Source organism: Limnohabitans sp. 2KL-51, assembly GCF_003063645.1.
Classification (GTDB): Bacteria; Pseudomonadota; Gammaproteobacteria; order Burkholderiales; family Burkholderiaceae_C; genus Limnohabitans_A.
The window spans coordinates 130,262-155,438 of sequence record NZ_NESJ01000005.1; the positions used below are offsets into that span (position 1 = coordinate 130,262).

Genomic DNA, 25,177 nt, shown 5'->3' on the forward strand with positions numbered 1-25,177 from the left:
GATCACCCGATGAACTTGAGTCTCGACAACTTGTCTTCCTTGCGCATTGACGCCAACCGTTTGTGGCAATCGCTGATGACCTTGGCCCAAATCGGTGGCACCGAAAAAGGCGGCGTGTGTCGCCTGGCCTTGACCGATCTGGACCGACAGGGCCGTGGCCTGGTCACGTCTTGGGCGCGCGAAGCGGGCATGACGGTCACGGTCGATCAAATCGGCAACGTCTTCATGCGCAGGGCCGGGCGACAGCCCAATTTGCCACCCATCATGACCGGCAGCCACATCGACACCCAGCCCACAGGGGGCAAATTTGACGGCAACTACGGTGTGTTGGCAGGGCTGGAGGTGGTGCGTTGCCTGAACGACCACGGCATCGAAACCGAGGCCCCCATCGAGGTGGCCTTTTGGACCAATGAAGAAGGCTCGCGTTTTGTTCCGGTGATGATGGGCTCGGGCGTTTTTGCGGGTGCGTTTTCGCTGGAGCACGCCTACAAAGCCCAAGACCAAGAGGGTAAAACCGTGCTCGAGGAGTTACAGCGGATTGGCTATGTCGGCACCGAAGTGCCCGGCCAGCACCCCATTGGGGCGTACTTCGAGACGCACATCGAACAAGGCCCAGTACTCGAAGACGCAGATGTGACGATTGGCGTGGTCAGTGGTTCTTTGGGCATTCGATGGTTTGACTGTATCGTCACAGGCATGGAGGCCCATGCGGGCCCCACCCCCATGGCCCTGCGCCAAGATGCCCTGCAAGTGGCCACGCACCTGATGCAAGCCGTGGTGAGCATCGCCCACCAACACGCCCCGCATGCCCGTGGCACGGTGGGCATGGTGCATGTGCACCCCAACAGCCGCAACGTGATTCCGGGGCGGGTCAAGTTCAGCATCGACCTGCGCAACAACACCGACGCCGGGGTGGAGGCGATGGCCGATAAGATCAAAGCCCTGGCTCAAAGTTTGCAGGGCAGCACAGGCCTGCGCATAGATCTGACCCTGGTGTCGAGTTTCCCGGCGCAACCCTTCCATCCGGAGTGTGTGGAGGCGGTGTCTGCCGCCGCTGCCCACTTGGGCTACAGCCAAATGCCGGTGGTCTCGGGTGCTGGGCACGATGCCATCTACACCGCCCGTCTGGCCCCGAGCGGCATGATTTTCATACCTTGCAAAGACGGCATCAGCCACAACGAAATCGAAGACGCCAAGCCCGAGCACATCGAAGCGGGCTGCAACGTGTTGCTGCACGCCATGCTCGGCAGAGCGAAAGTGGCGCAGATCCGTTGAGAAAGTGCTGTCGCTGAGTAGGCCGTTAGAAAGGGTTGCTTTAGAGCCATCGGCCGCCAAAGCCCACTGATGCCTGGTGGCGCTTGTGAGAGCCCCGATGGTTGCTGAAAGTTGCATGAGGTAAGCTTTACCAAGTCCTTCTTCAGGAGACACCATGAGCGACGCATCGGCTTTCGGCTTCGGCCAATTCGTACCAGGTTTTGACTTCTTGCAAAACCTGTCCAAAACCGCATCGCAAGCCCAGCCATCTGCTGCTGCAGGCATGCCTGGCATGGCCAGCTGGGTAGCGCCCACGCTCAGCATCGAAGACATTGACAAGCGCATCCAAGAGCTCAAGTCGGTGCTGTTCTGGCTGGAGCAAAACACCACAGCGCTCAAGGCCACGATTCAGGCGATGGAGGTGCAAAAAATGACCTTGACCACGTTGCAAAGCATGAACGTGAACATGGCGGATCTGGCCAAAGCCTTCACCGTCAAAGCACCAGCTACTGAGCCGCAGGCCGCTGCGCCAACACCCTTTGCACCAAAAGCCGCACCTGTGCCAGAACCTGTTCAGCCAGAACCCGCACAGTCAGAACCCCCATCTTCTGGCGCAACTTCGGCCAAGCCCGCCGTGGACCCCATGCAGTGGTGGGGCGCATTGACCCAACAGTTTCAAACCATTGCCGCCGCCGCTGTCAAAGATGTGGCTGCCGAAGCCATGAAGACGGGCATGACGGCCAAGGGTGCCAGCACGGCAGCAGGCCGCCAAAAATCCCCAGTAAGCAAAAAATCCACCACTGTCAAAACCAAACCGCCCGCAAAATCCGCCCCCCGAAAGGCGGTCTCTCGGCGCAAAACGCCATGAAGCTTTTTCCCTGCGGTCACGCTACCCATCCACAGTGGCGAATAGCCGCTGGCCTGGTGCTTGCGCAGTTGCGCGCCCAAATGAGCTTGCCCGATTACGCGAGCCAACCCCAGCTGGCGCTGCTCTACATCACCGACCATTACGCGGCCGATGCGCAAGCCTTGCTTGACCACCTGCGCCAGGCGCTGCCCGAGGTGCCCGACTGGGCCGGCACGGTGGGCATTGGCGTGGCTGTTAACAACGCCGAGTACTTTGACGAGCCGGCCATGGCGCTCATGCTGTGCGACCTGACGCCAGAGCAATACCGGGTGTTCTCGGGTGTGTCGCCCTTGCCTGCAGGTTGGGCAGATGCCGCCTTGGTGCATGCCGACCCGCAAACGCCCGACCTGGCCGAGTTGATCGGTGAAGTGGCAGAGCGCACGCAACAAGGCTATTTGTTTGGGGGCCTGAGTGCCAGTCGCACACGCAGCGTGCAGTTTGCCGTGCGGGCTGAAGACGCGGGTGGGCCAGAGGTGCATGGCGGCGTACTAGAAGGTGGCTTGAGCGGCGTGGCGTTCTCGCCTGATGTGGCCTTGTTGTCACGCGTCACGCAAGGCTGCCAGCCTGTGGCGCCCGAGCGCGAGATCACCGAGGCCGAAGGCCATGTGGTACTGAAGTTGGCGGACGAGCCTGCACTGGATGTGATGCTGGCCGATCTGAACATCAGTCTGAGCGAGCCGCAAAAAGCCATTGCCGTCGTTCGTTCCACCTTGGTCGGTTTGAGTGCGCCCGGCCAGTCTGGCGTGGGTCGAGCGGGCAACTTGGGCAGCGATGTGCGGGTGCGCCACATCATTGGCCTGGACCCTTTGCGCCAGGGGGTGGCCATTGCCGAGCACCTGGAGCCCGGCATGCTGATGACGTTTTGCCGCCGCGATGTCCAAGCGGCTCGAGCCGATTTGGTCCGGGTATGCGCAGAAATCCGCGAAGCGCTGGAGCCTGAGATGCTGTCCATCGAAGCCATCAATGCCCTGAGCGATGACCCGGTGCCCACGCTGCCCCAAGCCGGGCAGCGCATCGCGGGCGCGGTGTACGTCAGTTGCACCGGACGCGGTGGTCCGCACTTTGGTGGACCGAGTGCCGAGTTACAAATCATCCGGCACGCTTTGGGCGATGTGCCTCTGGTGGGCTTTTTTGCGGCAGGCGAGATCGCCCACAACCAGTTGTATGGCTACACAGGGGTGTTGACGGTGTTCACGACCGAATGATGGCGAGTTTCTGACAAAGGCTATGCAGCGAAATGGCTTGGATATCTGATGCAAGTGGGTAAGCATCTTTTCCAGGGTAGACCACCCACTTTCGGCTGGGCTTCAGATCGGCGCAGGCACTGTGAAAGCCGCGCTCCACTTTGGGGGCGCTGCTGCGTTTGATCTCGATGGCCCAGAGTTCGCCGCCCGGCCAGGCCAGTAGCAAATCAATTTCCGCGCCACCACTGGTTCTGTAAAAGTAGCCAGTGACACCCCCAGGCACGCAGGCCAGAAGGGTTTCAATGCAATAGCCTTCCCAACTGGCACCCAGTACCATGTGTGAGAGCAGGCCTTCTTTGGATTCGATGTTCAGCAGGGCATGCACCAGACCGCTGTCGCGGACATACATCTTGGGGGCTTTGACCAAGCGCTTGCCGGTGTTGGTGTGCCAGGGGGCAAGCCTGCGCACCAGCAGCAAGTCACACAAGAGGTCGATGTAGCTTTGCGCTGTTTTGACGTCAACACCCAGGTTGCGCGCCAGCTGGGCAACGTTGAGCATGCCTCCTTGGTGGTGGGCCAGCATGGTCCAGAAGCGGCGCAATGTTTCGGCCGCGATGCGGGGGCCGAATTGCGGAATGTCCCGCTCCAAATAAGTGCGAATGAAATTTTCTCGCCAGCGCAGGCTGCGGGCATCTGAGGGGGCGCTTAGGCTTTGCGGAAAACCACCGCGTAGCCACAAGGCGTCCACTGCATCAGGGCCCGTTTCCAGAACATTCAAGGGGCCCAGTTCCAGATATGCAATGCGACCAGCGAGCGTTTCTCCTGACTGTTGCAACACATCCAGGCTGGCCGAACCCAGCAAAAGGTATTGTCCCGCCGAGTACCCCGAGCGCCTGGCTTGGTCAATCAGGCCGCGCAGCACCGGAAACAATCCTGGCGCCCTATGTACCTCGTCCAGGATCACCAACTTGCCCAAGTGGCTTTCCAGATAAAGCTCGGCTTGGGCCAGTTTGCCGCGATCGCGCTCTGACTCCAGGTCGAGATAGACGTGCGGGATGTCGCGAGCCACTTCCAGTGCCAGCGTGGTTTTGCCCACCTGCCTTGGGCCGAGTAAGGCCACAGCCGGTGAAAACCTCAGTTCTTCAGTCAGTAAAGATTGCAGATGACGTGTAAACATCCTTGCAATTATGGAGTTTCATTCCATGATTTGCAAGGATAAATTCGTTAAACGCCCCGTGCCCGATCTGACTTGAACTGCGCTCGGAATGCGCTGAACTGACCCGCGTCCAGCGATTCGCGCACTTCGCGCATCAGGTTCAGGTAGTAGTGCAGGTTGTGGATGGTGGTCAGCATGGGGCCGAGCATTTCGCCGCAGCGGTCCAAGTGGTGCAAGTAGGCCCGGCTGAAACCGCCGCGACGGCCTTGGTCCCAAGACACGCCACCGGAGCCGGAGGCCGAATCCACAGGATTGCCCGCGCAGGCGTAGCAAGTGCAGGTCGTGTCCAGCGGTTGCGGGTCATTTTTGTGGCGGGCGTTGCGCAGTTTCAGGTCGCCAAAGCGGGTGAACACCGTGCCGTTGCGGGCGTTACGGGTGGGCATCACGCAGTCGAACATGTCCACACCATTGGCCACACCCTGCACCAAGTCTTCGGGCGTGCCCACGCCCATGAGGTAACGCGGCTTGTTCGCGGGCAGGCGGTGCGGTGTGTGCGCCATGATTTGTAGCATCAGGTCCTTGGGCTCGCCCACGCTCACGCCACCTACTGCGTAACCCGGAAAGTCCATCTCCACAAGGGCGTCGAGCGATTCCTGGCGCAGGTTTTCAAACATGCCGCCTTGCACGATGCCAAACAGCGCGTTGGGGTTTTCCAGCCGGGCAAATTCGTCTTTGGAGCGCACGGCCCAGCGGCGGCTCATCTCCATCGACTTGCGCGCTTCGGCCTCGGTCGTCAGGTGCCCCTTGGTTTCGTAAGGCGTGCATTCGTCGAGCTGCATCACGATGTCGGAGTTCAGGATGGTCTGGATCTGCATGCTGACCTCGGGCGACATGAACAGCTTGTCACCGTTCACCGGGCTGGCAAAGGTCACGCCTTCTTCGGTGATCTTGCGCATTTGGCCCAGCGACCAGACCTGAAAGCCGCCCGAGTCGGTCAATATCGGTTTGTCCCACTTCTCGAACTGGTGCAGACCGCCAAAGCCTTTCATGATGTCCAACCCGGGGCGCATCCACAGGTGGAAGGTGTTGCCCAAAATGATCTGCGCACCCATTTCGTGCAGGCTTCGCGGCATGACGCCTTTGACGGTGCCGTAAGTCCCCACGGGCATGAAGATGGGCGTTTGCACCACGCCATGGTTCAGGGTCAGCGTGCCGCGTCGGGCGTGGCTTGAGGGATCGGTTTTGAGCAGGTCGAATTGGAGCATGTAAGGCCTAAAGCTGAGGCTTTAATTGTAGGAGCGCAACCTGTGAGCGATTCTCCAAAAAATCAGGCCATTTGTTCTGCGCTGGTTTTGCTGCCATCGCCAAAGTATTGCGACACCAGCGTGCGCAGCCATTGGTGTCCGGGGTCTTTGTGCAGGCGGGCGTGCCAGAACTGGTGGATGGCGCTGCCGTCTACCGCCAAGGGAAGGGCGCGGGTGGTCAGGTCAAAGGGGCGGGTCACGCGCTGGGCAAAGCGTTCGGGCACGGTGGCGATCAGGTCCGAGTGGCCCAGCACATCGCCCAAAGCCACATAGTGCGGCACCGTCAGGCGGATGCGCCGCTGCAGGCCTTGACGTTCCAGTGCTTCGTCCACCCGTCCATGGCCCGTGCCTGCAGCGATCACGCGCACATGGCTGGCCGCGGCAAAGTCGGGCAGGGTCAAGTCGTCTTTGCTGGCCAAAGGATGGCCCTCACGCAACAGACACACATAGGGCTGACGAAACAGCGATTGCTGGAAAAAGCCCGCTTGCAGTTGCGGCAGCAGGCCCAGGGCCAAGTCGGTGCGGCCCGTTGCCATGTCGTCTTTCAGGCTGGCGCTGGTCACGGCCACCACATTCAACGTGACGCCAGGGGCGGCCTGGGCCAGCGCGTCCATCAGCACCGGCAAAAAATACATCTCACCTACATCGGTCATGGCCAAAGTGAAAAGGCGTTCGCTGGTGACGGGGTCAAAGGAGGCGCGCACATTCAGTGCTTGCTGCAGGCCATCGAGTGCGGCAGCCACGGGCTCGGCCAGCTGCAGGGCATAGGGCGTGGGTTCCATACCGCCCTGGGTGCGTAGAAAAAGCGTATCACCCAGGCTGGCACGCAGCCGACCCAAGGCGCTGCTGACGGCGGGCTGGCTCATTCCCAGCACCGTGGCCACGTTGGACACGCGCTTTTCGCGAAGCAGGTGGTGAAACACCAGCAGTAAGTTCAGGTCGAGTCGGGCAAGTTCCATGGAGGATTTTAGTAATATTTGAAATTTAGATAATGATTATCTTTGAATTTCGATTTACGGAATTCAATGTTTTGCGCATGATGCGAGTCAAGAATTTGCAGGAGACCCCATGACCGAACACCCCATCCACTGGGAAACGGAAGGCACCAGCCGTGTCCCGTTTGCCGTGTACACCGACGAAGGCCGGCACAAGAAGGAGCTGGAGCGCTTCTTCTACAAGAACCACTGGAGTTATGTGGGCCTTGAGGCCGAGATCCCGAATGTGGGCGACTTCAAGCGCACCGTGGTGGGCGAGCGCTCGGTCATCATGACGCGCAGCGAGGGTGGCCAGATCCATGTGGTGGAAAACGTCTGTGCCCACCGGGGCATGCAGTTTTGTCGCGAGCGTCATGGCAACAAGAAAGAGTTTGTCTGCCCTTACCACCAGTGGAGCTACACCCTCAAAGGCGATTTGCAGGGCGTGCCGTTTCGGCGTGGTGTGCGGCAAGACGGCAAAGTCAACGGCGGCATGCCCGCCGACTTTGACCCCAAAGACCACGGCCTCACGCCCCTGAAAGTGGCCGCGCGTGGCGGTGTGGTCTTCGCGTCGTTTGACCACAACGTGGAGTCGCTCGAAGATTTCATGGGCCCGACCATCCTCAAGTACTTTGACCGCCTGTTCAACGGCCGCAAGTTGGTGGTGCTGGGCTACAACCGACAGCGCATCCCAGGCAACTGGAAGCTGATGCAAGAGAACATCAAAGACCCCTACCACCCCGGTCTGTTGCACACCTGGTTTGTAACCTTTGGCCTTTGGCGCGCCGACAACAAGAGCGAGCTGCGCATGGACGCGCACCACCGCCACGCCGCCATGATCTCGACCCGGGGCAGCGCGGGCCAGGCCACGGGCGCGGCCTCGCAAGTCACGCAGGTGAGCAGCTTCAAGGACAGCATGCAGCTCAACGACCCGAGCTTTCTGGACATCGTGCTCGAGGGTTGGTGGCAGATGGAAGAGCAAATGCCCACGGCCGTGATGATGACGCTGTTCCCCAGCGTGATTTTTCAGCAGCAGGTCAACAGCGTGTCCACCCGGCACATCCAGCCCGACGGGCATGGTGCGTTTGACTTTGTCTGGACGCACTTCGGCTTTGAAGACGACACGCCCGAGATGACCGAACGCCGCCTGCGCCAGTCCAATTTGTTTGGCCCGGCGGGTTTTGTGAGCGCGGACGACGGCGAGGTGATCGAGTTCTCGCAACAAGCCTTTGAGACCAAACCCGAACACCGCATGCTGGTGGAGCTGGGCGGGCGCGATGTGGGCGAGACGGACCACATGGTGACCGAGACGCTGATCCGGGGCATGTACGAATACTGGCGCAAAGTGATGGAGGCATGAAAAAGATGACCATGGTGAACTTTGAAACCCACATGGCCCTGACCCGCCTGTATGCCGATTACGCCCATGCCGTGGACAGCGGCCAATGGGATTTGTGGCCCGAGTTTTTTACCGAGCAATGCGTGTACAAACTCATTCCGCGTGAAAACCATGAGCGTGGCTTTCCGCTGTGCACGCTGTCGTTCACCAGCAAAGGGATGTTGAAAGACCGTGTGTATGGCATCCAGGAAACGCTGTACCACGACCCTTATTACCAGCGCCATGTGGTGGGCGCGCCGGTGGTGCGCCGTGTGCAGGGCGAGCGCATCCATGCCGAGGCCAACTATGCGGTGTTCCGCACCAAGCTCGACAAGGCCAGCACGGTGTTCAATGTGGGCCGCTACATTGACACCATCGTGCCCACCCCCGAGGGCTTGAAGTTCGCTGAGCGCCTGTGCGTGTACGACAGCGAAATGATCCCCAACGCCATCATTTACCCAATTTGACTATGAGCAACTGGACCGACGTGGCCGCCGAGGCTGATTTGTTTGAAGGCGCAGGCATCGCCGTCGCCCCTGATGGGCAAGACATTGCCCTGTTCAACGTGGACGGTGAGGTGTTTGCCATCAACAACCTGTGCACCCACGGCAGCGCCAAGCTGTGCGATGGCTTCGTCGAAGGTGACCATGTGGAATGCCCCTTCCACCAGGCCCAGTTCAGCCTGCGTGATGGCTCGGTGGCCTGTGGTCCAGCGACCGAGTCTGCAAAGACCTGGCCAGTCAAGGTAGAAGGTGGGCGGGTTTTCCTCCAATTGACGGCTTGAAGCGGGCTGGTTGTAATGGTTCTGGCGCCGAGCCCTTAAAGGGAAGACACGTCTGAAAAGTAACAACATTCAGGAGATATGCATGAGCGACACTTATGTTTTGGTTCACGGCGCCTGGCACACAGGCACCTTGATGGAGCCTACGGCCGAACACATCCGCCATCAGGGCCATACCGTACATTGCCCCACGCTCAAAGGCAATCGGCCCGGCGATGACCGCAGCCAGATCGGTTTGGAAGACGCAGCGCAATCGGTGTGCGATTATTTGCGTGAACATGATCTGAAGAACGTGCGGCTGGTCGGACACAGCTATGGCGGCATGATCATTTCTCGCATGGCCGATGTGATGCCTGAGCGCATTGCACGCTTGGTCTACGTGAACGCCTTTGTGCCCAACCCGGGTGAGTGCCTCAACGACATGGTGCCGCCCCACTACAAAGAGCTGTTTGACGCGGTGGCCGCCGCCAGCAATAACGCGGTGATGCTGCCTTTCCCGATCTGGCGCGAAGCCTTCATCAACGATGCCGACTTGGCCTTGGCCCAATCGGCCTTTGACCAGCTCAATATGCAGCCTTACAAGACTTTCACCGATCCGATCTCGCTCAAAGCGCCGCTGGCTGCACTGGAAATTGGCAAGTCCTATGTGAACTGCCAGCAGGACGCGGCCATGCCGCACAGCATGCCTTGGCACCCACGCCTGTCAGAGCGTCTGGGCCTCTTCCGACTGGTCGAATGTCAGGGTAGCCACGAAATCTGGTTCACCGACCCGGCCACCATCGCCGATGCGGTCATCCGCGCAGGGCGCGATTGAGCAGCATCGAATCGCCATAGCTGAAAAACCGGTACCGCTGCGCGATCGCGTGACGGTACAGGTCCATGATGTGTTCGTAGCCCGCAAAAGCGCTGACCAGCATCATCAGCGTGCTTTTGGGCAGGTGGAAGTTGGTGATCAGCCGGTCCACCACCTGAAACTCAAACCCCGGCGTGATGAAAATCTGAGTGTCACCGCTGGCCTGATTGAATTTGGCCCACGACTCCAGTGTGCGCACGGTGGTCGTGCCCACCGCCACCACTTGGCCTCCTCGGGCTTTGCAGGCGGCAATGGCCTGCTGCGTGGTTTCGGGCACTTCGTACCATTCGCTGTGCATGGTGTGCTCGGCGATGTTTTCGGTTTTGACAGGTTGGAAAGTGCCCGCACCCACATGCAGGGTCACGCTGGCGGTGTGCACCCCCCGCGCCGCCAAGGCCGCCAACACCCCTTCGTCAAAATGTAGCGCTGCCGTGGGTGCAGCCACCGCACCGGGTGCCCGCGCAAACACGGTTTGGTAGCGTCTGGCGTCTTCTGCGGTGTCCGCGTGATCGGCCGTGCCTGCAGGGCGTTCAATGTAGGGGGGGAGTGGCATCACGCCGTGCTTTTCCATCAGTGCATGCGGCTCGTCGCTCAGCTGCAGGTGAAATAACTGGCCGTTTTCATCGGGCCAGCGCCCGAGGAGAACCGCATCAAAACCGCCTTGGCGGGCGCCACCGGCCAGGTACATCCGGCCGCCCAGCAGCGGCTTTTTGCTCACCTTCATGTGCGCCACCACCTGGTGGCCAGGCAGCACGCGCTCGATCAGCAATTCGAGCTTGCCACCCGAGGCCTTCTCCCCAAAGATGCGCGCCTTGACCACCTTGGTGTCATTGAACACCAGCAGGTCGCCAGCGTTCAGCAGGCCGGGCAGTTCGTGAAAGATGCGGTTGACCACTTGGGGGGCTGAGCCATCCAGCAACCGCGAACCGCTGCGCTGGGCAGTGGGGTGCTGGGCAATCAGTTCGGGGGGCAGCTCGAAGTCGAAATCGCTGAGCGTGAAAGCGCGGGGCGCATGGCGAGAGTCAGAAGGCGACATGGTGTAGGGCTGGACAGGCCCGTAGAAATGAAAAACGGAGTGATTGTCTCACGCCGTTTTCCCCCTTTAAATTGCGCCTGCCAATGCTAAAGCGCGCGACAAACTTAGCTTTCCATGTCCGAAGATTGGACTGACCCCAGTGAAGTCAGGAACTCCATCATTGTTGATGTCTTTGTTTGCAGACAACAAGATAACACTTGAAATTTGAGCGGCACTAAGTGATGGGTATTTGTGTTTTATGAGTGCGGCAACCCCAGCGACCCTTGGTGCCGCGAAAGAGGTGCCTTGCATATTTGAATAGAAGCCCGTACCACCTTGTGCGAGGATGAAGCGATTTGCAAGTATTCCTGCTCTTGTCGAGTAGGTCGCAATGTTTTCAGATGTCCCAGACCCAGCAAGTGCACCTACGACAATTGTGGATGCCTTTGTCTGATTCTGAAACGCCAGTGACACTGCAACTGCATTACACCCATTCAAATTGCTAGTTGCACATGGCGCACCACCGTTACCTGCAGCGACGGTGATGACGGAGTTAATTTGGCGTGGAAGTGGAAATTTTTGAGCCTCACCCATGACCTCATCAAAAGTTCGATTGGTTGTGGGTATTTCTGAGCCAAGACTCAAATTAATCACATCAGTTGAAGCGCTGTTTTGTAAATGACCCTGCAGATCTGCCACTGTCTTCAATGCATTTTGAGCTGAAGATAAATTTACGGTGTTTTCGATAACAAGAGCTTGAGCAGCAACGCCAGGTACTCGTTGCCTGGTTAATACGGCGGCCTGAGAGATTCCAGTTAAATAGGAACTTCCATAAAATGAACTGCTGCAGGTTGGTTTGTAGTATTGAGAGGTCTGAGTTTTGATGATGCAAGAGCTAGAAATTAAATTTGAATCTTTTTTGACTTGTAAAGTTACCGAAGTCGATGCTTTAGAGGCCGAAAAGTCCCCCCCAGCAATGTTTGAAACCAAAGTCCCATGGTTTACGCTGGTGTCCATTGCGTAAGAAACTGTGTAATCAGCAGTGTAAGTACCGTTGTAATCTGAGCCGTCTTTTTTTCGCTGGACTGGGTCAAAAGCCAGGGTCCAATTTGACTTTGTATTGAAGTCGTCGATGATCGATATTGTTGTGCCTTTACCAGTCCAGCCGTCACGCCAAGCGGTCATTGAGCTTAAATCGCTTAGATGTGCTTGAGGACCATAAATTTCAGGCTGAGTGGTAGCTGCGTAATACTTGCGCCCGTATTCCGTTTCTTCAGGGAATTTTAATGTTGCGGTGCCGTAATCACTCAAAGGCAAGCTGGTTGAGGCAATTCCAGTAGATGGATATGACAGCAGCTTTGCTGGGGTGCTCAAGCTGTAAGTTTGTTCGGGATTAGGTATGGTTAGATTGGTACCGCCAGTTCCTCCTGAGCCACCTCCGCCACAACCCATCAGTAAACCAACCAATGCAACGATCGCTATCAGTTGATTTAAATTTTTCATGTGGATTTCTATTTTAAGAATCATTGCAATTACTCAAAACAATTTGGCAACGTACCCCGCTGCGTGATATGCAACTGTTCATTGCGTTCGATTCGGCACTGGATTTTTTGGAGTCACTTGCCCAACCAAAAACCAAGTTGTCAGAGCGTGCTAGGGCACCACACATATAAGACCCAAATTCCAAAATAGTAATGCAACTGCTGCCGCATTGCTTCAGTGCATTACTGTTGGCAATTGATTGGCCGCTGTAACTGGTTGCTATACCCCCGGCACCTGTGTTTTGATTTATGGCTATTGAACCGTAGCTTGGGGGCGTATAGTAATCAAAACCACCATCTTCTCCCCCCCCACCACAAGCAGGCAACACTAAGGATGAGATTAAAAGTAGCATTGCATAAATGAATTTATTCATTGTGGTGTCTCTCTCATTGCAGCACGTTGTATCCACGCCCTGAAAGACAGCGACGAATGATATTTCTTTGATCTGTTTCACCCTGAACGCCAGCACCTACGGCCCCAGTCACTGCACCCACCCTGGCGGTGCTTGTACGGCTGTAGTTTTTTCCTGCTGCGGCAGCCAATACGCCACCAAGCAATGCGCCAGCCAGAGCGCCTGCTGCAGCCGACTCTGCGGCTCCGGCCGTCTGCTTTGCGTAGCTTTGGCAATCTCGCAAATCGCCTTCATAGCGGTTGAAGTCAACACCCCGCGTATCAATGATGGGGCGATAGTTCGTGCCAGATGTGGTGGCACATCCAGTGAGCAGTGATGCTATGGAAGCAGCGATGATTGCGGTAGAAAATCTCATATGTATTTAGCCAGTTTTGGGTGGATTTGGCACTCAACACTTTAAATTTGTAATCAACTTTAACATAATTTGTAATAAATAATCAAAATTTACTGAAAGCCGCCAGCTACTTTCGTAACATGGCAGCTACATCCGAAACAGAAGCATTTGCACAGCGTCTTAAGCAAGCGCTTGAAGGCTCAGGCGTGCGCGTATCACCCACATTGGTTGCCAATGAGTTCAACCTACGCTATTGGGGGCGGAGCATCACGCCGCACACGGCACGCAATTGGTTGCTGGGCAAGGCGATTCCGACACAAGACAAGCTCAGGGTCTTGGCTGACTGGCTCCAGGTCAGTCCAGATGCCTTGCGTTTTGGCAGTTCATCCGCAAACGCTAGAACTTCGGACTCCGATGCCAGCTTAGGGGCCCTCGACATGGCCGATCGCGAAATGATGAAGCGTTACCTTGCTTTGACGTTGGTCGACCGCAAGACGGTCCGTGAAGTCGTCACTGCGTTATCGATTGCCGCCAACGCTAAAAGGCCTACTTGAGGAGGCTCTTTCGCAGCACAAACGTGGCATGGCCGCCCCTACAGTTGCCGGTAAAGGTGACGGTCACGGTAGTTAACGGCTCAGACGATGGCGTGCTGTGGTTTTTCAGCTTGTACCCTTCGCACAAAAAGGTGCTGGCGGTGGGCAACCCGGCGCGGGGCGAGGTCAAGGGCGACTTCATGGGTCTGATCATGATGCAACCGACGTTCAAGACGACGGGCGGCAACCTGGCCGCTGCGCTGACGCCGGTGTACCCCACCGTGGCGGGTTTGGCCCTAGCTTATTTGCGCGGTACCGTGATCGCGGTTCGGCGTTAACAAGACTCAAATGTCGATGTTGCCCGCCAGCAGCGCGTTGCTCTCGATGAAGTGGCGGCGTGGCTCGACTTCGTAGCCCATGAGCCTGGTGAACACGCGGTCGGCTTCGATGGCGTTATATGCCGGTCATTTTTGTTATAAACTAATGGTCAAGTGGATTGGGGGTTCCCGGTCGGCGCTGCAGCCTCGGTGGGTTCACCGGGGCTTTTCGCTTTCTGGGCTGGGTAAATCTTCAACCCTATATTTTGGTAGCCTTGCCCAACATGGTCCAGTCCTGCAGCGCAAAAGAATTTATTCTTGGGTAACCCAAAGGCTTGGTTGGCCTGCTTGGCCCGTATGTCATTCAGCCCGATAGGCCTTGCCACCAAGTTGGCCAATTGCAAACCGGTCAGGTTGGTTTTCTTCTCAGCAAAGATGACGTTGAATGGCAGTTGTCGGTTGCCCGTGTTTTCGCCATCGCAGATGCGTCTGAACTCCAACGCCAGTTCAGCGTATTCCTTCTTGTCTCTGCACTCAACCACGACATCAGTTTGAAGGTGATACTGCATCTTTTCTGCCAGAAATACCCGCAAAACCTCCAAGCAGATGCCCAAATCAATGTGACATGAGTTAGGGCCGGCACCTTAACTTCGATGCAACCGTGCTTTTGATTGCGGATTTCATGCTCGTGCTGCACGACACCATCAAATATCAATGTTCCCCGCCCGCAGCGCGTTGCTCTCGATGAAGTGGCGACGTGGCTCGACTTCGTCGCCCATGAGCATGGTGAACACGCGGTCGGCTTCGATGGCGTCGTCGATCTGCACGCGCAGCAGGCGGCGCACGGTGGGGTCCATGGTGGTTTCCCACAGTTGGGCGGGGTTCATTTCGCCCAAGCCCTTGTAGCGCTGGCGGCTGGTGGTGCGTTCGGCTTCGCTGATGAGCCAATGCATGGCTTGGCGGAAGTCGCCCACTTTTTCTTCTTTCTGGCGCTCGCCTTCGCCGCGCAGGGCTTTGGCGCCTTCGCTCAGCAAACCGCGGAAGGTCTCAGCCGCTTCGGCCAGGGCGCCGTAGTCAGCACCGTGCACAAAGTCTTGCGTGATGATGCTGCTCTTGATGTTGCCATGGTGGCGGCGGCTGATGCGCAGGATCGGTTTGTCGGTGCGCACATCAAACTCAGCGCTCACTTCGGCAGGGATGCCGGTGGTGTTGAGTTCGCGCAGTTTGGCTTGCAGCGCGGGAGCGCATGCAGCGGCTTGTTCCATGCCATCCAGGTTCAGTGACACGCCGTCGGCCATGGCCCGCAGGGCTTCGGCGTCCATGAAGTTGGACAAACGGGCAATGACGTTTTCAGCCACTTGGTGTTTGCGGGCCAAGGCCTCGAGTGGTTCGCCTGACAGCACTTGCGGGACAGCACCACCGGTGCTGATGCTGGCATCTTTGAGTGCGATGCGCAGCAAGAAGCCATCGAGCGCGGGGCCGTCTTTCAGGTACAGCTCTTCTTTGCCCGCTTTGACTTTGTAGAGCGGTGGCTGGGCAATGTAGATGTGACCGCGCTCGACCAAGTCGGGCATCTGGCGATAGAAGAACGTGAGCAAAAGGGTGCGGATGTGCGCGCCGTCCACGTCGGCGTCGGTCATGATGATGATGCGGTGGTAGCGCAGTTTGTCGACGTTGAAGTCGTCGGTGCCGCTCTTGCCGGAGTCGGCTGACACTTTTCCGATGCCAGTGCCCAAGGCGGTGATGAGCGTGATGATTTCGTTGCTGGTCAGCAGTTTTTCGTAGCGGGCTTTTTCGACATTCAGGATCTTGCCGCGCAGGGGCAAGATGGCCTGGAATTTACGGTCGCGGCCTTGCTTGGCTGAGCCGCCAGCGGAGTCACCCTCGACGATGTAGATTTCGCACAGGGCGGGGTCTTTTTCTTGGCAGTCGGCCAGTTTGCCGGGCAGACCCATGCCGTCGAGCACGCCTTTGCGGCGGGTCATTTCGCGGGCTTTGCGGGCGGCCTCGCGGGCGCGGGCGGCTTCCACAATCTTCCCGCAGATGATCTTGGCGTCGTTGGGGCGCTCTTCCAGGTAGTCGTTCAGGGCTTTGGCCACGATGTCTTCCACCGGGGCGCGCACTTCGCTCGACACCAGCTTGTCCTTGGTCTGGCTAGAGAACTTGGGTTCGGGTACTTTGACGCTCAGCACGCAGCACAGGCCTTCGCGCAAGTCGTCGCCGCTGACTTCGACTTTTTGCTTTTTGGCGATCTCGTTTTTCTCAATGTACTTGCCGATCACGCGGGTCATGGCTGCGCGCAGGCCCGTGAGGTGGGTGCCGCCGTCACGCTGCGGAATGTTGTTGGTGAAGCACAGCACGGACTCGTTGTAGCCGTCGTTCCACTGCATGGCGACTTCCACACCGATGCTGGTGCCGGGGATGCCGCCGTAACTGTCGGCCGGGCGCTCGCCGTTGGCGTGGAAAGCGTTGGGGTGCAACACTTTTTTGTTGGCGTTGATGAAGTCGACAAAGCCCTTGACGCCACCGGCGCCGGAAAAGTCGTCTTCTTTGCCGGTGCGCTCGTCTTTCAGGCGAATGCGCACACCGTTGTTCAGGAAGGACAACTCGCGCAAACGCTTGGCCAAAATTTCGTAATGGAAATCGGTGTTTTGTGTGAAGATTTCCACGTCGGGCAAAAAGTGCACTTCAGTGCCGCGCTTGTCGGTGGCACCGGTGACGCGCATGGGCGAAATTTCGATGCCGTCCACAGTATCGAGCAAACGGTTTTGCACAAAGCCCTTGGCAAAGTCGATCTGGTGCACTTTGCCTTCGCGGCGCACCGTCAGGCGCAACCATTTGCTCAGGGCGTTCACGCAAGACACGCCCACGCCGTGCAAACCGCCCGAGACCTTGTAGCTGTTTTGGTTGAACTTGCCGCCTGCGTGCAGTTCGGTCAGCGCTATTTCTGAGGCACTGCGCTTGGGCTCGTGTTTGTCGTCCATCTTGACGCCGGTGGGGATGCCGCGGCCGTTGTCGGTCACGCTGATTGAGTTGTCGGAGTGGATGGTGACGACGATGTCGTCGCAGTGGCCCGCCAGCGCTTCGTCGATCGAGTTGTCGACCACCTCGAACACCAGGTGGTGCAAACCGGTGCCGTCGGAGGTGTCGCCGATGTACATGCCGGGGCGTTTGCGCACGGCCTCCAGGCCTTCCAGGATCTGGATGGAGCCTTCGCCGTAGCCTTCGGATGCGCCCGCTTGGTGGGCGTCGATCTTGGGTTGCGCGGTGGTGAAAGCTTCTTCGCTGGGCTGAATGTCGTCGGTCATTTGAATTTTTCTCTATCGCTTGAATGGCCGAAACCCGCGAGGGGTCGCGGGTTTCGATAAGGTCTATTGCCGTATGGCGCGGGCCTTAAATGCGCATGGGCATCACCACATATTTGAAGTTGTCGTTTTCGGGAATCGTGATGAGCGCCGAGCTGTTGCCATCGGCCAGATCGATGCGGACCATGTCCTGGCCCATGTTGGACAAGACGTCGATGATGTAGGTCACGTTGAAACCGATCTCGATGGCGTCGCCGCCGTAATCGATGTCGAGTTCGTCGACGGCTTCTTCTTGTTCGGCGTTGGTCGACGCCACACGCAAGGTGCCGGGCTCCAAGTTCAGGCGCACGCCTTTGAATTTGTCGCTGGTCAAGATGGCGGTGCGTTGCAAGCACGACAGCAAGGCTTGTCGGCCCAAGGTCAGGTTGTTGCGGTGGCCTTTGGGGATGACGCGGTTGTAGTCGGGGAACTTGCCTTCAACCAGCTTGGTCACGAACTCCATGCCATCAAAACTGAACTTGGCCTGGTTGTTGGCGAACTGCATGTCGATCGCGCCTTCGGCGTCCGACAGCAAACGCTGCAGCTCAAGCACGGTCTTGCGCGGCAAAATAACTTCTTGTTTGGTGGGCACTTCCACGTCGAGCGTGGCGGCGGTGAAAGCCAAGCGGTGGCCATCGGTGGCGACCAGGCTCAGTCGGTTGCCTTCGGCCACAAACAGGATGCCATTAAGGTAGTAACGGATGTCGTGCACGGCCATCGCAAACGACACCTGACCGAGCAAAGCCTTGAGGGTTTTTTGCGGCACGCTGAACACGGGACCAAAGCTGGCCGCTTCTTGAACCAGCGGAAAGTCTTCTGCGGGCAAGGTCTGCAAGGTGAACTTGGACTTGCCGCCTTTCAAAATCAGCTTGGCTTGTGAAGACTCCAGGCTCACGGTCTGGTCGGCGGGCATGGTGCGCAGGATGTCGATGAGTTTGCGTGCGCCCACGGTGGTCGTGAAGTCGCCCGGGTCGCCTTCCATTTCGGCCGTGGTGCGAATCTGGATCTCCAGATCGCTGGTGGTCAGTTGCAGAGCGTGACCGGTTTTACGGATCAGCACGTTGGCCAGCACGGGCAGGGTGTGGCGGCGTTCGACAATCCCGGACACGGATTGCAGGACCGACAGCAATTTGTCTTGGGTGGCCTTCAGGACGATCATGGGTCTACCTTTGGTGGTTTTTATCGCTGCAGCTCAAAATTGGGCGAATTTTTCACAACAGCATGCATTTTCGCTGTTTTTTGGACTTAAAACGGGCTGCATGCGGCTCAAATCAGCTAAAAGCGGAGGCGGCTGTTCGGGGTGCAAGTGTTCTCAGCCCTTAAGGGACTGTTCCAGCACGTGCAGTTGCTGGTTCAGCTCTGTCAGTTGCTGGCGTTCGGCGTTGATCTTGCGCACGGCGTGCAGCACAGTGGTGTGGTCACGCCCGCCAAACAGCTCGCCGATCTCGGGCAGGCTTTTTTGGGTCATTTCCTTGGCCAAGTACATCGCAATCTGGCGCGGACGGGCAACGCTGGCCGGGCGTTTTTTGCTGTACATGTCCGCCACTTTGATCTTGTAGTAATCGGCAACGGTTTTTTGGATGTTTTCGACACTGATCTGGCGATTCTGGATGGACAGCAAATCACGCAAGGCGTCGCGGGCCAGCTGTATGGAAATGTCTTTTTGGTTGAACCGGGAATAGGCCAAAATTTTGCGCAAGGCGCCTTCAAGCTCGCGCACGTTAGAGCGCACGTTTTTTGCCACAAAAAACGCCACGTCTTCGGGCATTTCGCTGCCTTCGCTGATGGCCTTGTTGATCAAAATGGCCACCCGCATCTCGAGTTCGGGTGGCTCCATGGCCACCGTCAGGCCCGAATCAAAGCGCGAAACCAAGCGCTCGTGGATGTCAGCCAGGCCCTTGGGGTAGGTGTCGCTGGTCATCACGATGTGCGACTTTTTGGCCAGCAGGGCCTCGAAGGCATTGAAGAATTCTTCTTGTGTGCGGTCCTTGTTGGCAAAAAACTGGACATCGTCGATCAGCAGCAAATCGAGCGAGTGGTAGTGGTGCTTGAACTCGTCAAAAGTCTTGCGTTGGTAGGCTTTAACCACATCCGACACAAACTGTTCAGCATGGATGTACAAAACTTTAGCTTCAGGCCTATCGGCCAGCAGTTTGTTGCCGATGGCATGCATCAGGTGGGTCTTGCCCAAACCCACGCCGCCATAGATGAACAAGGGGTTGTAAAGCTGTCCCGGCGAGCCCGAGACGTGCATGGCCGCCGCACGCGCCATGCGGTTGGCGGTGCCCTCGACCAGGTTGTCAAAATTCAGCGCGCTGTTGAGGCGGTTGCGAAAGGTGTTGGCCACCGCTTCTTCGGGCGCGGGTGAGGCCTCGATCGCAGCTTCCATGGACGAAGGAGTGGAGGCTTTTGCAGGCCTGATGCCGCCTTCGCGAGGAGTGATCGCTAACTCAATCTTAACTGGATGGCCTTGCAGATTTTCCAGCAAAGCGGCCAGACGGCTGGCGTATTGGGCGCGCACCCAGTCGAGTTTGAAGCGGTTGCCGACAAACAAAGTGACGCTCAGCTGGTCTTCTGAAACCTGTGCGCTGAGCGGTTTGATCCAGGTGTTGAACTGCTGTTCGGGCAATTCTCGGGCAAGCTCTTCGACGCAAGCTTGCCACAGCGTTTGACCTGCATCCATCTGAAATTCTGGGGTGATTCCCTCGGACATGTAGTGCTTTTTATTGTGGACAGTGAGGGTCTGGGGTGGCGAAATGGGCAACTTTATCAAGAGCTTATCCACATACCGATTCAAGTCGGGAGAGCGATCATAAACCACATCGATCCGATTGAACCCCGGGCTCACCCTGATGGGAGAAAATACAGTTAATTTGCCGAGGTGGCGAAAGTTTGCGATAATCTTGGGTTTCGCCCAAAGCTAGTTAATGCCCCTGGGCACAAAGGAAGAATTATGAAACGCACCTATCAACCCTCCAAGACACGTCGCGCCCGTACCCACGGCTTTCTGGTTCGCATGAAGACCCGTGGCGGTCGCGCCGTGATCAATGCACGCCGCGCCAAGGGCCGCAAGCGTTTGGCTGTCTAATGCCTTTTCGACCGTGTGGCCGTGGCCTGTCGCCACGGCAGCCGGTTGATCTCAGGGTTTGGCCATCGTGCAGCGTTTGAAAACACGCCCACAGTTTCAGGCCGCCCTGGCGGGTGGAACAGTCTCGCGCACAACGCACTTTGCGTTGCATCGCCTGGCACTGGCCCAACCCGCAGACACCCCCTCGGCACCTGCTGAACACATTGGGCCTGCACCCTCACCGGAGCAGGCCCTTTTTGGCTTGTTTGACGTTTGGCTCGGTGCCATGGTGCCCAAACGCTGGGCGCGTCGGGCTGTGACCCGCAACGCCATCAAACGCCAGATCTACAACGTGAGCGAGAACTTTGGTGATCGCCTGCCTGTGGCGGCCCATGTGGTTCGTTTGCGCACCACATTTGACCGCAAGCAATTCATCAGCGCCACATCTGATCCCTTGAAGCTGGCCGTGAGGCAAGAGCTTGAGCAATTGTTCGAGCGCGCCGTTCGGCCACAAACCGCCGAGGCTCGCGCATGATCGTTCAGCGTTTATTGATGGGTGTGGTGCGCGGCTACCGCTTGCTGTTGAGCCCTTGGCTGGGGTCGTCCTGCCGGTTTGAGCCCACTTGTTCGGCTTACGCCTTGCAAGCGTTGGCGCAGCATGGCGCCGCTCAAGGCGCTTATTTGACGGTTCACCGTATGGTTCGTTGCGGCCCTTGGTGTACCGGTGGTCACGACCCTGTTCCCTCGCAAGCGCCTCGCTTGTTCTCTGCTTTGTTTTCTCCTCGTTCGTCAAAGAAGACCCCATGACTGATATCCGCCGTACCATCCTTTGGGTGATTTTTGGTTTTTCCATGGTCTTGCTGTGGGACCAGTGGCAGCTCTATAACGGTAAAAAAGCCACGTTTTTCCCCAAGCCCGAAGTGGCCGCCACTGTATCGGCTCCTTCGTCTGCGTCTGTGTCTACTCCTACGCCAGCAGCGGCTGCCCAAGCCAATGCTGTGCCCACAACATCTGCCGCAGTGACAGCGACGCCGGGTCAGGTGCCCAGCTCTGCGCCTGTGGCTTCGGCTGCTCCGCGCGAGAAGATTGAGGTGGAAACCGATGTGCTCAAGCTCAGCTTTGACTCAGAAGGCGGCTCGCTGGTGCGTTCTGAATTCACCCAGCACAGCGACCTGGTTGACCCGAAAAAGAAGATGGTCTTGCTTGACCAGAGCACCAGCCGTGTGTATTTGGCACAGACCGGCCTGATCGGGGGTGATTTTCCGACCCACAAAGCACCCATGGCCTTCAGCGGCGAGCGCAGCCTCAAAGCGGGTCAAAAAGAACTGATTTTGCGATTCGAATCGGCTGAAATGAATGGCGTCAAGCTCGTCAAGACCTACACCCTCAAGCGCGGCAGCTACGTGATCGATGTCAAGCACGAGGTGGTGAACAACGGTCAGGCCAGCGTGTCGCCGCTGCTGTACATGCAGCTGGTGCGTGACGGCAACAAGCCTGAAGGCGAATCGTCTTTCTATTTCACGTTCACCGGACCGGCCATCTACACCGATTCCAAAAAATACCAAAAATTCGAGTTCAGTGACATCGAAAAGAACAAGGCCGAAGTCGACAAGACATCCACCAACGGCTATGTGGCCATGGTTCAACACTACTTTGCCAGTGCTTGGTTGTTGCCCGATGGCATAGCGCGTGAAAATTTTGTGCGCAAGGTCGACACCAACCTCTATGCCGTAGGCATGATCACGCCCTTTGCCGATCTGGCGCCTGGCCAGTCCAAATCTCTGAGCAACCAGCTCTACAGTGGGCCTCAAGAAGAAAAAGTGCTGGAAGCCCTGTCTCCGGGCCTTGACTTGGTGAAGGACTACGGCTGGCTGGCCATGCTGTCCAAGCCGTTGTATTGGCTGCTGGACCAACTGCACAGCGTGCTCAACAACTGGGGTTGGTCCATCGTCGCCTTGGTGCTGCTGATCAAAATTGCGTTCTACTGGCTCAATGCCAAGGCCTATTCCAGCATGGCCAAAATGAAAGCCATCAACCCCAAGATCATGGAAATGCGTGAACGCCTGAAAAACGATCCGCAAAAAATGCAGCAGGAGATGATGAAGATCTACCGCGAGGAAAAGGTCAACCCCATGGGCGGCTGCTTCCCGATCATGGTTCAGATCCCGGTGTTCATTGCCCTGTATTGGGTGTTGCTGTCCAGCGTCGAGATGCGCAATGCGCCTTGGATTGGCTGGATTCATGACTTGTCAGCGCCCGATCCGTTCTTCCTCTTGCCGGTGGTCATGACCTTGACCACTTTGCTGCAAACCGCGCTCAACCCCGCGCCACCCGACCCAATGCAAGCCAAGTTGATGTGGTTCATGCCGCTGATCTTCTCGGTGATGTTCTTCTTTTTTCCGGCAGGCCTGGTGCTGTACTGGATCACGAACAACATCTTGTCGATTGCCCAACAGTGGATGATCAACACCCGGATGGGCGTGCCCCCGCAGTTCAATCTGCCCAAGTTCAAGTAAATCCCCATCCGTTCAAAGGGCCGCGAAAGCGGCCTTTTTTTGCTTCACCTCGCTCATTGCCACCATGCTCGCCCGCCACCAAGAACCCATCGTCGCTATAGCCTCAGCACCCGGTCGCGGCGCGGTGGGCATTGTGCGGGTTTCTGGCAAGAACCTGTCTTCGCTCATTCAGGCCTTGTGCGGCCGCAGCCTTAAAGCCCGAGAGGCCACCTACCTGCCCTTTGCCGATGCCGATGGCAGCCCGATCGACCATGGCCTGGCGCTGCACTTTGTGGCGCCGCACTCGTTCACGGGTGAAGACGTGCTGGAATTGCAAGCGCATGGCGGACCGGTGGTGTTGCAGCTGTTGGTGGCGCGCTGCCTGCAAGCGGCGGCCGAAGTCGACTCGGCCACGGGCCAACCGCGTTTGGCGGGTTTGCGGGTGGCGCAGCCAGGTGAGTTTTCGGAACGCGCGTTCCTGAACGACAAGATCGACTTGGCACAAGCTGAAGCGATTGCCGACCTGATCGACGCCAGCACAGAAGCCGCTGCGCGCAGTGCCAGCCGGTCTTTGGCGGGCGATTTCTCCAAAGAGATCCATGTGCTGCGTGATGCCCTGATCCACCTGCGCATGTTGGTCGAGGCCACGCTGGATTTTCCGGAAGAAGAAATCGACTTCTTGCAAAAGGCCGATGCACAAGGCCAACTGACGCGCCTTCAAACTGCACTGCAAAGAGTTTTGGGCCGGGCCAAACAAGGCGCCTTGCTGCGCGAGGGCATCAAGGTGGTGATTGCGGGCCAGCCCAATGCGGGCAAGAGTTCACTGCTCAACGCGCTTGCGGGTGCCGAGCTGGCGATCGTGACGCCGATTGCAGGCACCACCCGCGATGTGGTGCAGCAAACCATTCAGATCGAAGGTGTGCCTCTGCATGTGATCGATACCGCCGGTCTGCGCGAAGGCGAAGGTGTGGACGAAGTCGAGCAAATCGGCATTGCCCGTGCCTGGGGCCAGATTGAAAACGCCGATGCGGTGCTGTTTTTGCACGACCTGACGCGTGCAGGTCAGGCCGATTACGACAGCGCCGATGCCGACATCGCGTTGGCTTTGAAAGCCCGCGTGCCCGCCAGCGTGAGCGTGATCGATGTGTGGAACAAAGCCGATGCTGCACAGTCATCGGGCGAGCGCAGCGGCCTGACCCTGTCTGCACGCACGGGCGAAGGCCTGCAAGCCCTGCGCCAGCAACTGCTGCAACAAGCCGGTTGGCAACAAGCCAGCGAAGGCCTCTTCATCGCCCGCGAACGCCATGTGCAAGCGCTTCACCGCGTGCGCGAACACCTGGGAGTGGCCGATGCGCACTTGGCCGCGCAAGCGCAAAACCTCGACCTGCTGGCCGAAGAACTGCGGCTGGGCCAAATCGCGCTCAATGAGATCACGGGCGAGTTCAGCGCCGACGATTTGTTGGGCGTGATTTTTTCGAGTTTTTGTATCGGCAAATGAGCCCTGGGGGCTAGCGCCGCCCAGCGACAAAGGCAGCCCCTGCACTTCCACCCACCACTCAGCCGCCCCTTGGACTAGGGTTTTCGAGGGTGCGCCCGGTCTTATTTTTATGCACAATTTGAAAATCATGCAAGAAATAGCCTCCAATACCACCGTCTCCGAGCAAGCCTTTCAGGCTTTGCGGCTGGACGTTTTGTCTGGCCGTCATGTGCCAGAGAGCAAGCTCAAAGTCGACGCCCTGCAACAACAATATGGCTTTTCCAGCAGCCCGCTGCGTGAAGCCCTGAACCGTTTGGTTCAAGAGGGCTTGGTCAAAGCGGATGAACGCCGTGGCTTCAGGGTGGCCGCCATGTCGCCAGACGATCTGGCCGACATCACCAAAATGCGATTACTGCTCGACGTGACCGCGCTGCACGAATCGATCCAGCACGGCGATGACACTTGGGAAGCGAACATTGTGGCGAGCTTTCACCGCCTCGAAAAAATAGAGTCTCGCCTGCCCCAAGGTCCCGTTGTGTTGGATGCCGAGTGGAGTCAACGCCACCGCGACTTTCACATGTCTCTGATCGCCGCCTGCCCCTCTGAGCGGCAATTGGCTTGGAGCATGAGTCTTTTTGACCAAGCCGAGCGGTATCGGCACTTCGCAGCACGCAACCGAACCGTGCTCAAGAAGAAAGACGCCGAGCACCGCGCCCTGATGAAAGCCGTGGTGCGGCGCGATGCGGCCACGGCCGCTCAATTGCTCGGCGAGCACATTTCCAGTACGCAAACCAATGTGCTGGCCGCTTTTGCCCTGACGCAAAAAAACCGCGTTTGATTTCATTCACTT

At 57.8% G+C, this 25,177-nt stretch carries 26 protein-coding genes; 15 read left to right on the forward strand and 11 right to left on the reverse strand.

Annotated features, from left to right (window positions below):
* Positions 1 to 9: 9 nt before the first annotated feature.
* The 3 genes from B9Z49_RS06745 to B9Z49_RS06755 all read left to right on the forward strand — a co-directional run bounded on the left by B9Z49_RS06745 (position 10) and on the right by B9Z49_RS06755 (position 3,366).
* Positions 10 to 1,275, forward strand: a complete 1,266-nt coding sequence (locus tag B9Z49_RS06745) for a Zn-dependent hydrolase (protein ID WP_108352810.1) — start codon at positions 10 to 12, stop codon at positions 1,273 to 1,275.
* 154 nt (positions 1,276 to 1,429) lie between these two features.
* Entirely contained in the window at positions 1,430 to 2,122 is a 693-nt protein-coding gene (locus tag B9Z49_RS06750; RefSeq protein WP_233254540.1) for a PhaM family polyhydroxyalkanoate granule multifunctional regulatory protein, read from the forward strand.
* Entirely contained in the window at positions 2,119 to 3,366 is a 1,248-nt protein-coding gene (locus B9Z49_RS06755) for an FIST N-terminal domain-containing protein (RefSeq protein WP_108352665.1), read from the forward strand. The genes B9Z49_RS06750 and B9Z49_RS06755 overlap by 4 nt, the downstream gene beginning before the upstream one ends.
* On the opposite strand, the gene B9Z49_RS06760 is transcribed toward B9Z49_RS06755, so the two are convergent.
* From B9Z49_RS06760 to B9Z49_RS06770, 3 genes are all read right to left on the reverse strand, one after another.
* On the reverse strand, positions 3,353 to 4,522 hold the full coding sequence (locus B9Z49_RS06760) for an ATP-binding protein (RefSeq protein ID WP_108352666.1): 1,170 nt from the start codon (positions 4,520 to 4,522) through the stop codon (positions 3,353 to 3,355). The two genes, B9Z49_RS06755 and B9Z49_RS06760, sit on opposite strands and share 14 nt — an antisense overlap.
* Before the next feature lie 47 nt (positions 4,523 to 4,569).
* Complete coding sequence (gene tgt, locus B9Z49_RS06765; RefSeq protein WP_108352667.1) at positions 4,570 to 5,766, reverse strand: tRNA guanosine(34) transglycosylase Tgt; 1,197 nt, start codon at positions 5,764 to 5,766, stop codon at positions 4,570 to 4,572.
* A gap of 62 nt (positions 5,767 to 5,828) precedes the next feature.
* Positions 5,829 to 6,764 (reverse strand): LysR family transcriptional regulator, encoded by a 936-nt coding sequence (locus B9Z49_RS06770; protein ID WP_108352668.1) that lies wholly within the window; start codon positions 6,762 to 6,764, stop codon positions 5,829 to 5,831.
* A 109-nt stretch (positions 6,765 to 6,873) separates the two neighbouring features.
* Here B9Z49_RS06770 and B9Z49_RS06775 point away from each other — a divergent pair, with 109 nt between their 5' ends.
* From B9Z49_RS06775 to B9Z49_RS06790, 4 genes are all read left to right on the forward strand, one after another.
* Positions 6,874 to 8,139, forward strand: coding sequence for an aromatic ring-hydroxylating dioxygenase subunit alpha (locus B9Z49_RS06775; RefSeq protein ID WP_108352669.1), 1,266 nt, complete (start codon positions 6,874 to 6,876; stop codon positions 8,137 to 8,139).
* A complete protein-coding gene (locus tag B9Z49_RS06780) occupies positions 8,136 to 8,624 on the forward strand; it encodes an aromatic-ring-hydroxylating dioxygenase subunit beta (protein ID WP_108352670.1) in 489 nt (162 codons plus the stop codon). Before B9Z49_RS06775 ends, B9Z49_RS06780 begins: the two co-directional genes overlap by 4 nt.
* Positions 8,621 to 8,941: a non-heme iron oxygenase ferredoxin subunit gene (locus B9Z49_RS06785; RefSeq protein WP_108352671.1), complete on the forward strand. Its 321-nt coding sequence runs from the start codon at positions 8,621 to 8,623 to the stop codon at positions 8,939 to 8,941. The genes B9Z49_RS06780 and B9Z49_RS06785 overlap by 4 nt, the downstream gene beginning before the upstream one ends.
* Positions 8,942 to 9,023: 82 nt before the next feature.
* The gene (locus tag B9Z49_RS06790) at positions 9,024 to 9,752 is read left to right on the forward strand and encodes an alpha/beta hydrolase (RefSeq protein WP_108352672.1); all 729 of its coding nucleotides are present in this window, start codon (positions 9,024 to 9,026) and stop codon (positions 9,750 to 9,752) included.
* On the opposite strand, the gene queA is transcribed toward B9Z49_RS06790, so the two are convergent.
* The 4 genes from queA to B9Z49_RS21535 form a co-directional block, all read right to left on the reverse strand.
* The gene (queA, locus tag B9Z49_RS06795; RefSeq protein ID WP_108352673.1) at positions 9,730 to 10,827 is read right to left on the reverse strand and encodes a tRNA preQ1(34) S-adenosylmethionine ribosyltransferase-isomerase QueA; all 1,098 of its coding nucleotides are present in this window, start codon (positions 10,825 to 10,827) and stop codon (positions 9,730 to 9,732) included. The two genes, B9Z49_RS06790 and queA, sit on opposite strands and share 23 nt — an antisense overlap.
* A 66-nt stretch (positions 10,828 to 10,893) precedes the next feature.
* Positions 10,894 to 12,333 carry a S8 family serine peptidase gene (locus B9Z49_RS06800; RefSeq protein WP_108352674.1) on the reverse strand — a complete coding sequence of 480 codons (1,440 nt, stop codon included), beginning with the start codon at positions 12,331 to 12,333 and terminating at the stop codon, positions 10,894 to 10,896.
* Entirely contained in the window at positions 12,323 to 12,721 is a 399-nt protein-coding gene (locus B9Z49_RS06805; RefSeq protein ID WP_146188487.1) for a DUF4189 domain-containing protein, read from the reverse strand. The genes B9Z49_RS06800 and B9Z49_RS06805 overlap by 11 nt, the downstream gene beginning before the upstream one ends.
* Positions 12,722 to 12,734: 13 nt before the next feature.
* On the reverse strand, positions 12,735 to 13,115 hold the full coding sequence (locus B9Z49_RS21535; protein WP_146188488.1) for a glycine zipper family protein: 381 nt from the start codon (positions 13,113 to 13,115) through the stop codon (positions 12,735 to 12,737).
* A 119-nt stretch (positions 13,116 to 13,234) separates the two neighbouring features.
* Between B9Z49_RS21535 and B9Z49_RS06810 the strand changes: the two genes are divergently transcribed.
* Positions 13,235 to 13,648 carry a hypothetical protein gene (locus B9Z49_RS06810; RefSeq protein WP_108352676.1) on the forward strand — a complete coding sequence of 138 codons (414 nt, stop codon included), beginning with the start codon at positions 13,235 to 13,237 and terminating at the stop codon, positions 13,646 to 13,648.
* Positions 13,649 to 13,671: 23 nt separating this feature from the next.
* Positions 13,672 to 13,965, forward strand: a complete 294-nt coding sequence (locus B9Z49_RS06815; RefSeq protein ID WP_199225004.1) for a hypothetical protein — start codon at positions 13,672 to 13,674, stop codon at positions 13,963 to 13,965.
* 149 nt (positions 13,966 to 14,114) lie between these two features.
* Here B9Z49_RS06815 and B9Z49_RS06820 read toward each other — a convergent pair whose 3' ends face one another.
* The 4 genes from B9Z49_RS06820 to dnaA form a co-directional block, all read right to left on the reverse strand.
* The gene (locus tag B9Z49_RS06820) at positions 14,115 to 14,537 is read right to left on the reverse strand and encodes a DUF3800 domain-containing protein (RefSeq protein WP_146188489.1); all 423 of its coding nucleotides are present in this window, start codon (positions 14,535 to 14,537) and stop codon (positions 14,115 to 14,117) included.
* A 111-nt stretch (positions 14,538 to 14,648) separates the two neighbouring features.
* A complete protein-coding gene (gene gyrB, locus B9Z49_RS06825; protein ID WP_108352678.1) occupies positions 14,649 to 17,252 on the reverse strand; it encodes a DNA topoisomerase (ATP-hydrolyzing) subunit B in 2,604 nt (867 codons plus the stop codon).
* 85 nt (positions 17,253 to 17,337) lie between these two features.
* Complete coding sequence (gene dnaN / locus B9Z49_RS06830; protein WP_108352679.1) at positions 17,338 to 18,447, reverse strand: DNA polymerase III subunit beta; 1,110 nt, start codon at positions 18,445 to 18,447, stop codon at positions 17,338 to 17,340.
* 153 nt (positions 18,448 to 18,600) lie between these two features.
* The gene (gene dnaA, locus B9Z49_RS06835; RefSeq protein WP_199225005.1) at positions 18,601 to 20,001 is read right to left on the reverse strand and encodes a chromosomal replication initiator protein DnaA; all 1,401 of its coding nucleotides are present in this window, start codon (positions 19,999 to 20,001) and stop codon (positions 18,601 to 18,603) included.
* Between the two features lie 240 nt (positions 20,002 to 20,241).
* Between dnaA and rpmH the strand changes: the two genes are divergently transcribed.
* From rpmH to B9Z49_RS06865, 6 genes are all read left to right on the forward strand, one after another.
* On the forward strand, positions 20,242 to 20,376 hold the full coding sequence (rpmH, locus tag B9Z49_RS06840) for a 50S ribosomal protein L34 (protein WP_005798102.1): 135 nt from the start codon (positions 20,242 to 20,244) through the stop codon (positions 20,374 to 20,376).
* Between the two features lie 67 nt (positions 20,377 to 20,443).
* Complete coding sequence (locus tag B9Z49_RS06845; RefSeq protein WP_108352811.1) at positions 20,444 to 20,890, forward strand: ribonuclease P protein component; 447 nt, start codon at positions 20,444 to 20,446, stop codon at positions 20,888 to 20,890.
* A complete protein-coding gene (gene yidD, locus B9Z49_RS06850) occupies positions 20,890 to 21,162 on the forward strand; it encodes a membrane protein insertion efficiency factor YidD (RefSeq protein WP_233254549.1) in 273 nt (90 codons plus the stop codon). The genes B9Z49_RS06845 and yidD overlap by 1 nt, the downstream gene beginning before the upstream one ends.
* The gene (yidC, locus tag B9Z49_RS06855) at positions 21,159 to 22,871 is read left to right on the forward strand and encodes a membrane protein insertase YidC (RefSeq protein ID WP_108352682.1); all 1,713 of its coding nucleotides are present in this window, start codon (positions 21,159 to 21,161) and stop codon (positions 22,869 to 22,871) included. Before yidD ends, yidC begins: the two co-directional genes overlap by 4 nt.
* Positions 22,872 to 22,935: 64 nt before the next feature.
* A complete protein-coding gene (gene mnmE, locus B9Z49_RS06860; protein ID WP_108352683.1) occupies positions 22,936 to 24,348 on the forward strand; it encodes a tRNA uridine-5-carboxymethylaminomethyl(34) synthesis GTPase MnmE in 1,413 nt (470 codons plus the stop codon).
* A 109-nt stretch (positions 24,349 to 24,457) separates the two neighbouring features.
* Positions 24,458 to 25,165 (forward strand): GntR family transcriptional regulator, encoded by a 708-nt coding sequence (locus tag B9Z49_RS06865; RefSeq protein WP_108352684.1) that lies wholly within the window; start codon positions 24,458 to 24,460, stop codon positions 25,163 to 25,165.
* The last annotated feature ends 12 nt before the right edge of the window (positions 25,166 to 25,177 follow it).

Excerpts from the sequence above, each read along its gene's own strand:
- B9Z49_RS06780 (WP_108352670.1), top strand. The coding sequence starts at position 8,136 with ATGAAAAAGATGACCATGGTGAACTTTGAAACCCACATGGCCCTGACC.
- tgt (WP_108352667.1), bottom strand. The coding sequence starts at position 5,766 with ATGCTCCAATTCGACCTGCTCAAAACCGATCCCTCAAGCCACGCCCGA.
- B9Z49_RS06810 (WP_108352676.1), top strand. The coding sequence starts at position 13,235 with ATGGCAGCTACATCCGAAACAGAAGCATTTGCACAGCGTCTTAAGCAA.
- dnaA (WP_199225005.1), bottom strand. The coding sequence starts at position 20,001 with ATGTCCGAGGGAATCACCCCAGAATTTCAGATGGATGCAGGTCAAACG.
- B9Z49_RS06760 (WP_108352666.1), bottom strand. The coding sequence starts at position 4,522 with ATGTTTACACGTCATCTGCAATCTTTACTGACTGAAGAACTGAGGTTT.
- B9Z49_RS06770 (WP_108352668.1), bottom strand. The coding sequence starts at position 6,764 with ATGGAACTTGCCCGACTCGACCTGAACTTACTGCTGGTGTTTCACCAC.
- queA (WP_108352673.1), bottom strand. The coding sequence starts at position 10,827 with ATGTCGCCTTCTGACTCTCGCCATGCGCCCCGCGCTTTCACGCTCAGC.
- B9Z49_RS06775 (WP_108352669.1), top strand. The coding sequence starts at position 6,874 with ATGACCGAACACCCCATCCACTGGGAAACGGAAGGCACCAGCCGTGTC.
- B9Z49_RS06750 (WP_233254540.1), top strand. The coding sequence starts at position 1,430 with ATGAGCGACGCATCGGCTTTCGGCTTCGGCCAATTCGTACCAGGTTTT.
- rpmH (WP_005798102.1), top strand. The coding sequence starts at position 20,242 with ATGAAACGCACCTATCAACCCTCCAAGACACGTCGCGCCCGTACCCAC.
- B9Z49_RS21535 (WP_146188488.1), bottom strand. The coding sequence starts at position 13,115 with ATGAGATTTTCTACCGCAATCATCGCTGCTTCCATAGCATCACTGCTC.
- mnmE (WP_108352683.1), top strand. The coding sequence starts at position 22,936 with ATGCTCGCCCGCCACCAAGAACCCATCGTCGCTATAGCCTCAGCACCC.
- yidC (WP_108352682.1), top strand. The coding sequence starts at position 21,159 with ATGACTGATATCCGCCGTACCATCCTTTGGGTGATTTTTGGTTTTTCC.
- B9Z49_RS06745 (WP_108352810.1), top strand. The coding sequence starts at position 10 with ATGAACTTGAGTCTCGACAACTTGTCTTCCTTGCGCATTGACGCCAAC.
- B9Z49_RS06865 (WP_108352684.1), top strand. The coding sequence starts at position 24,458 with ATGCACAATTTGAAAATCATGCAAGAAATAGCCTCCAATACCACCGTC.
- gyrB (WP_108352678.1), bottom strand. The coding sequence starts at position 17,252 with ATGACCGACGACATTCAGCCCAGCGAAGAAGCTTTCACCACCGCGCAA.
- B9Z49_RS06805 (WP_146188487.1), bottom strand. The coding sequence starts at position 12,721 with ATGAATAAATTCATTTATGCAATGCTACTTTTAATCTCATCCTTAGTG.
- B9Z49_RS06755 (WP_108352665.1), top strand. The coding sequence starts at position 2,119 with ATGAAGCTTTTTCCCTGCGGTCACGCTACCCATCCACAGTGGCGAATA.
- B9Z49_RS06790 (WP_108352672.1), top strand. The coding sequence starts at position 9,024 with ATGAGCGACACTTATGTTTTGGTTCACGGCGCCTGGCACACAGGCACC.
- B9Z49_RS06800 (WP_108352674.1), bottom strand. The coding sequence starts at position 12,333 with ATGATTCTTAAAATAGAAATCCACATGAAAAATTTAAATCAACTGATA.
- dnaN (WP_108352679.1), bottom strand. The coding sequence starts at position 18,447 with ATGATCGTCCTGAAGGCCACCCAAGACAAATTGCTGTCGGTCCTGCAA.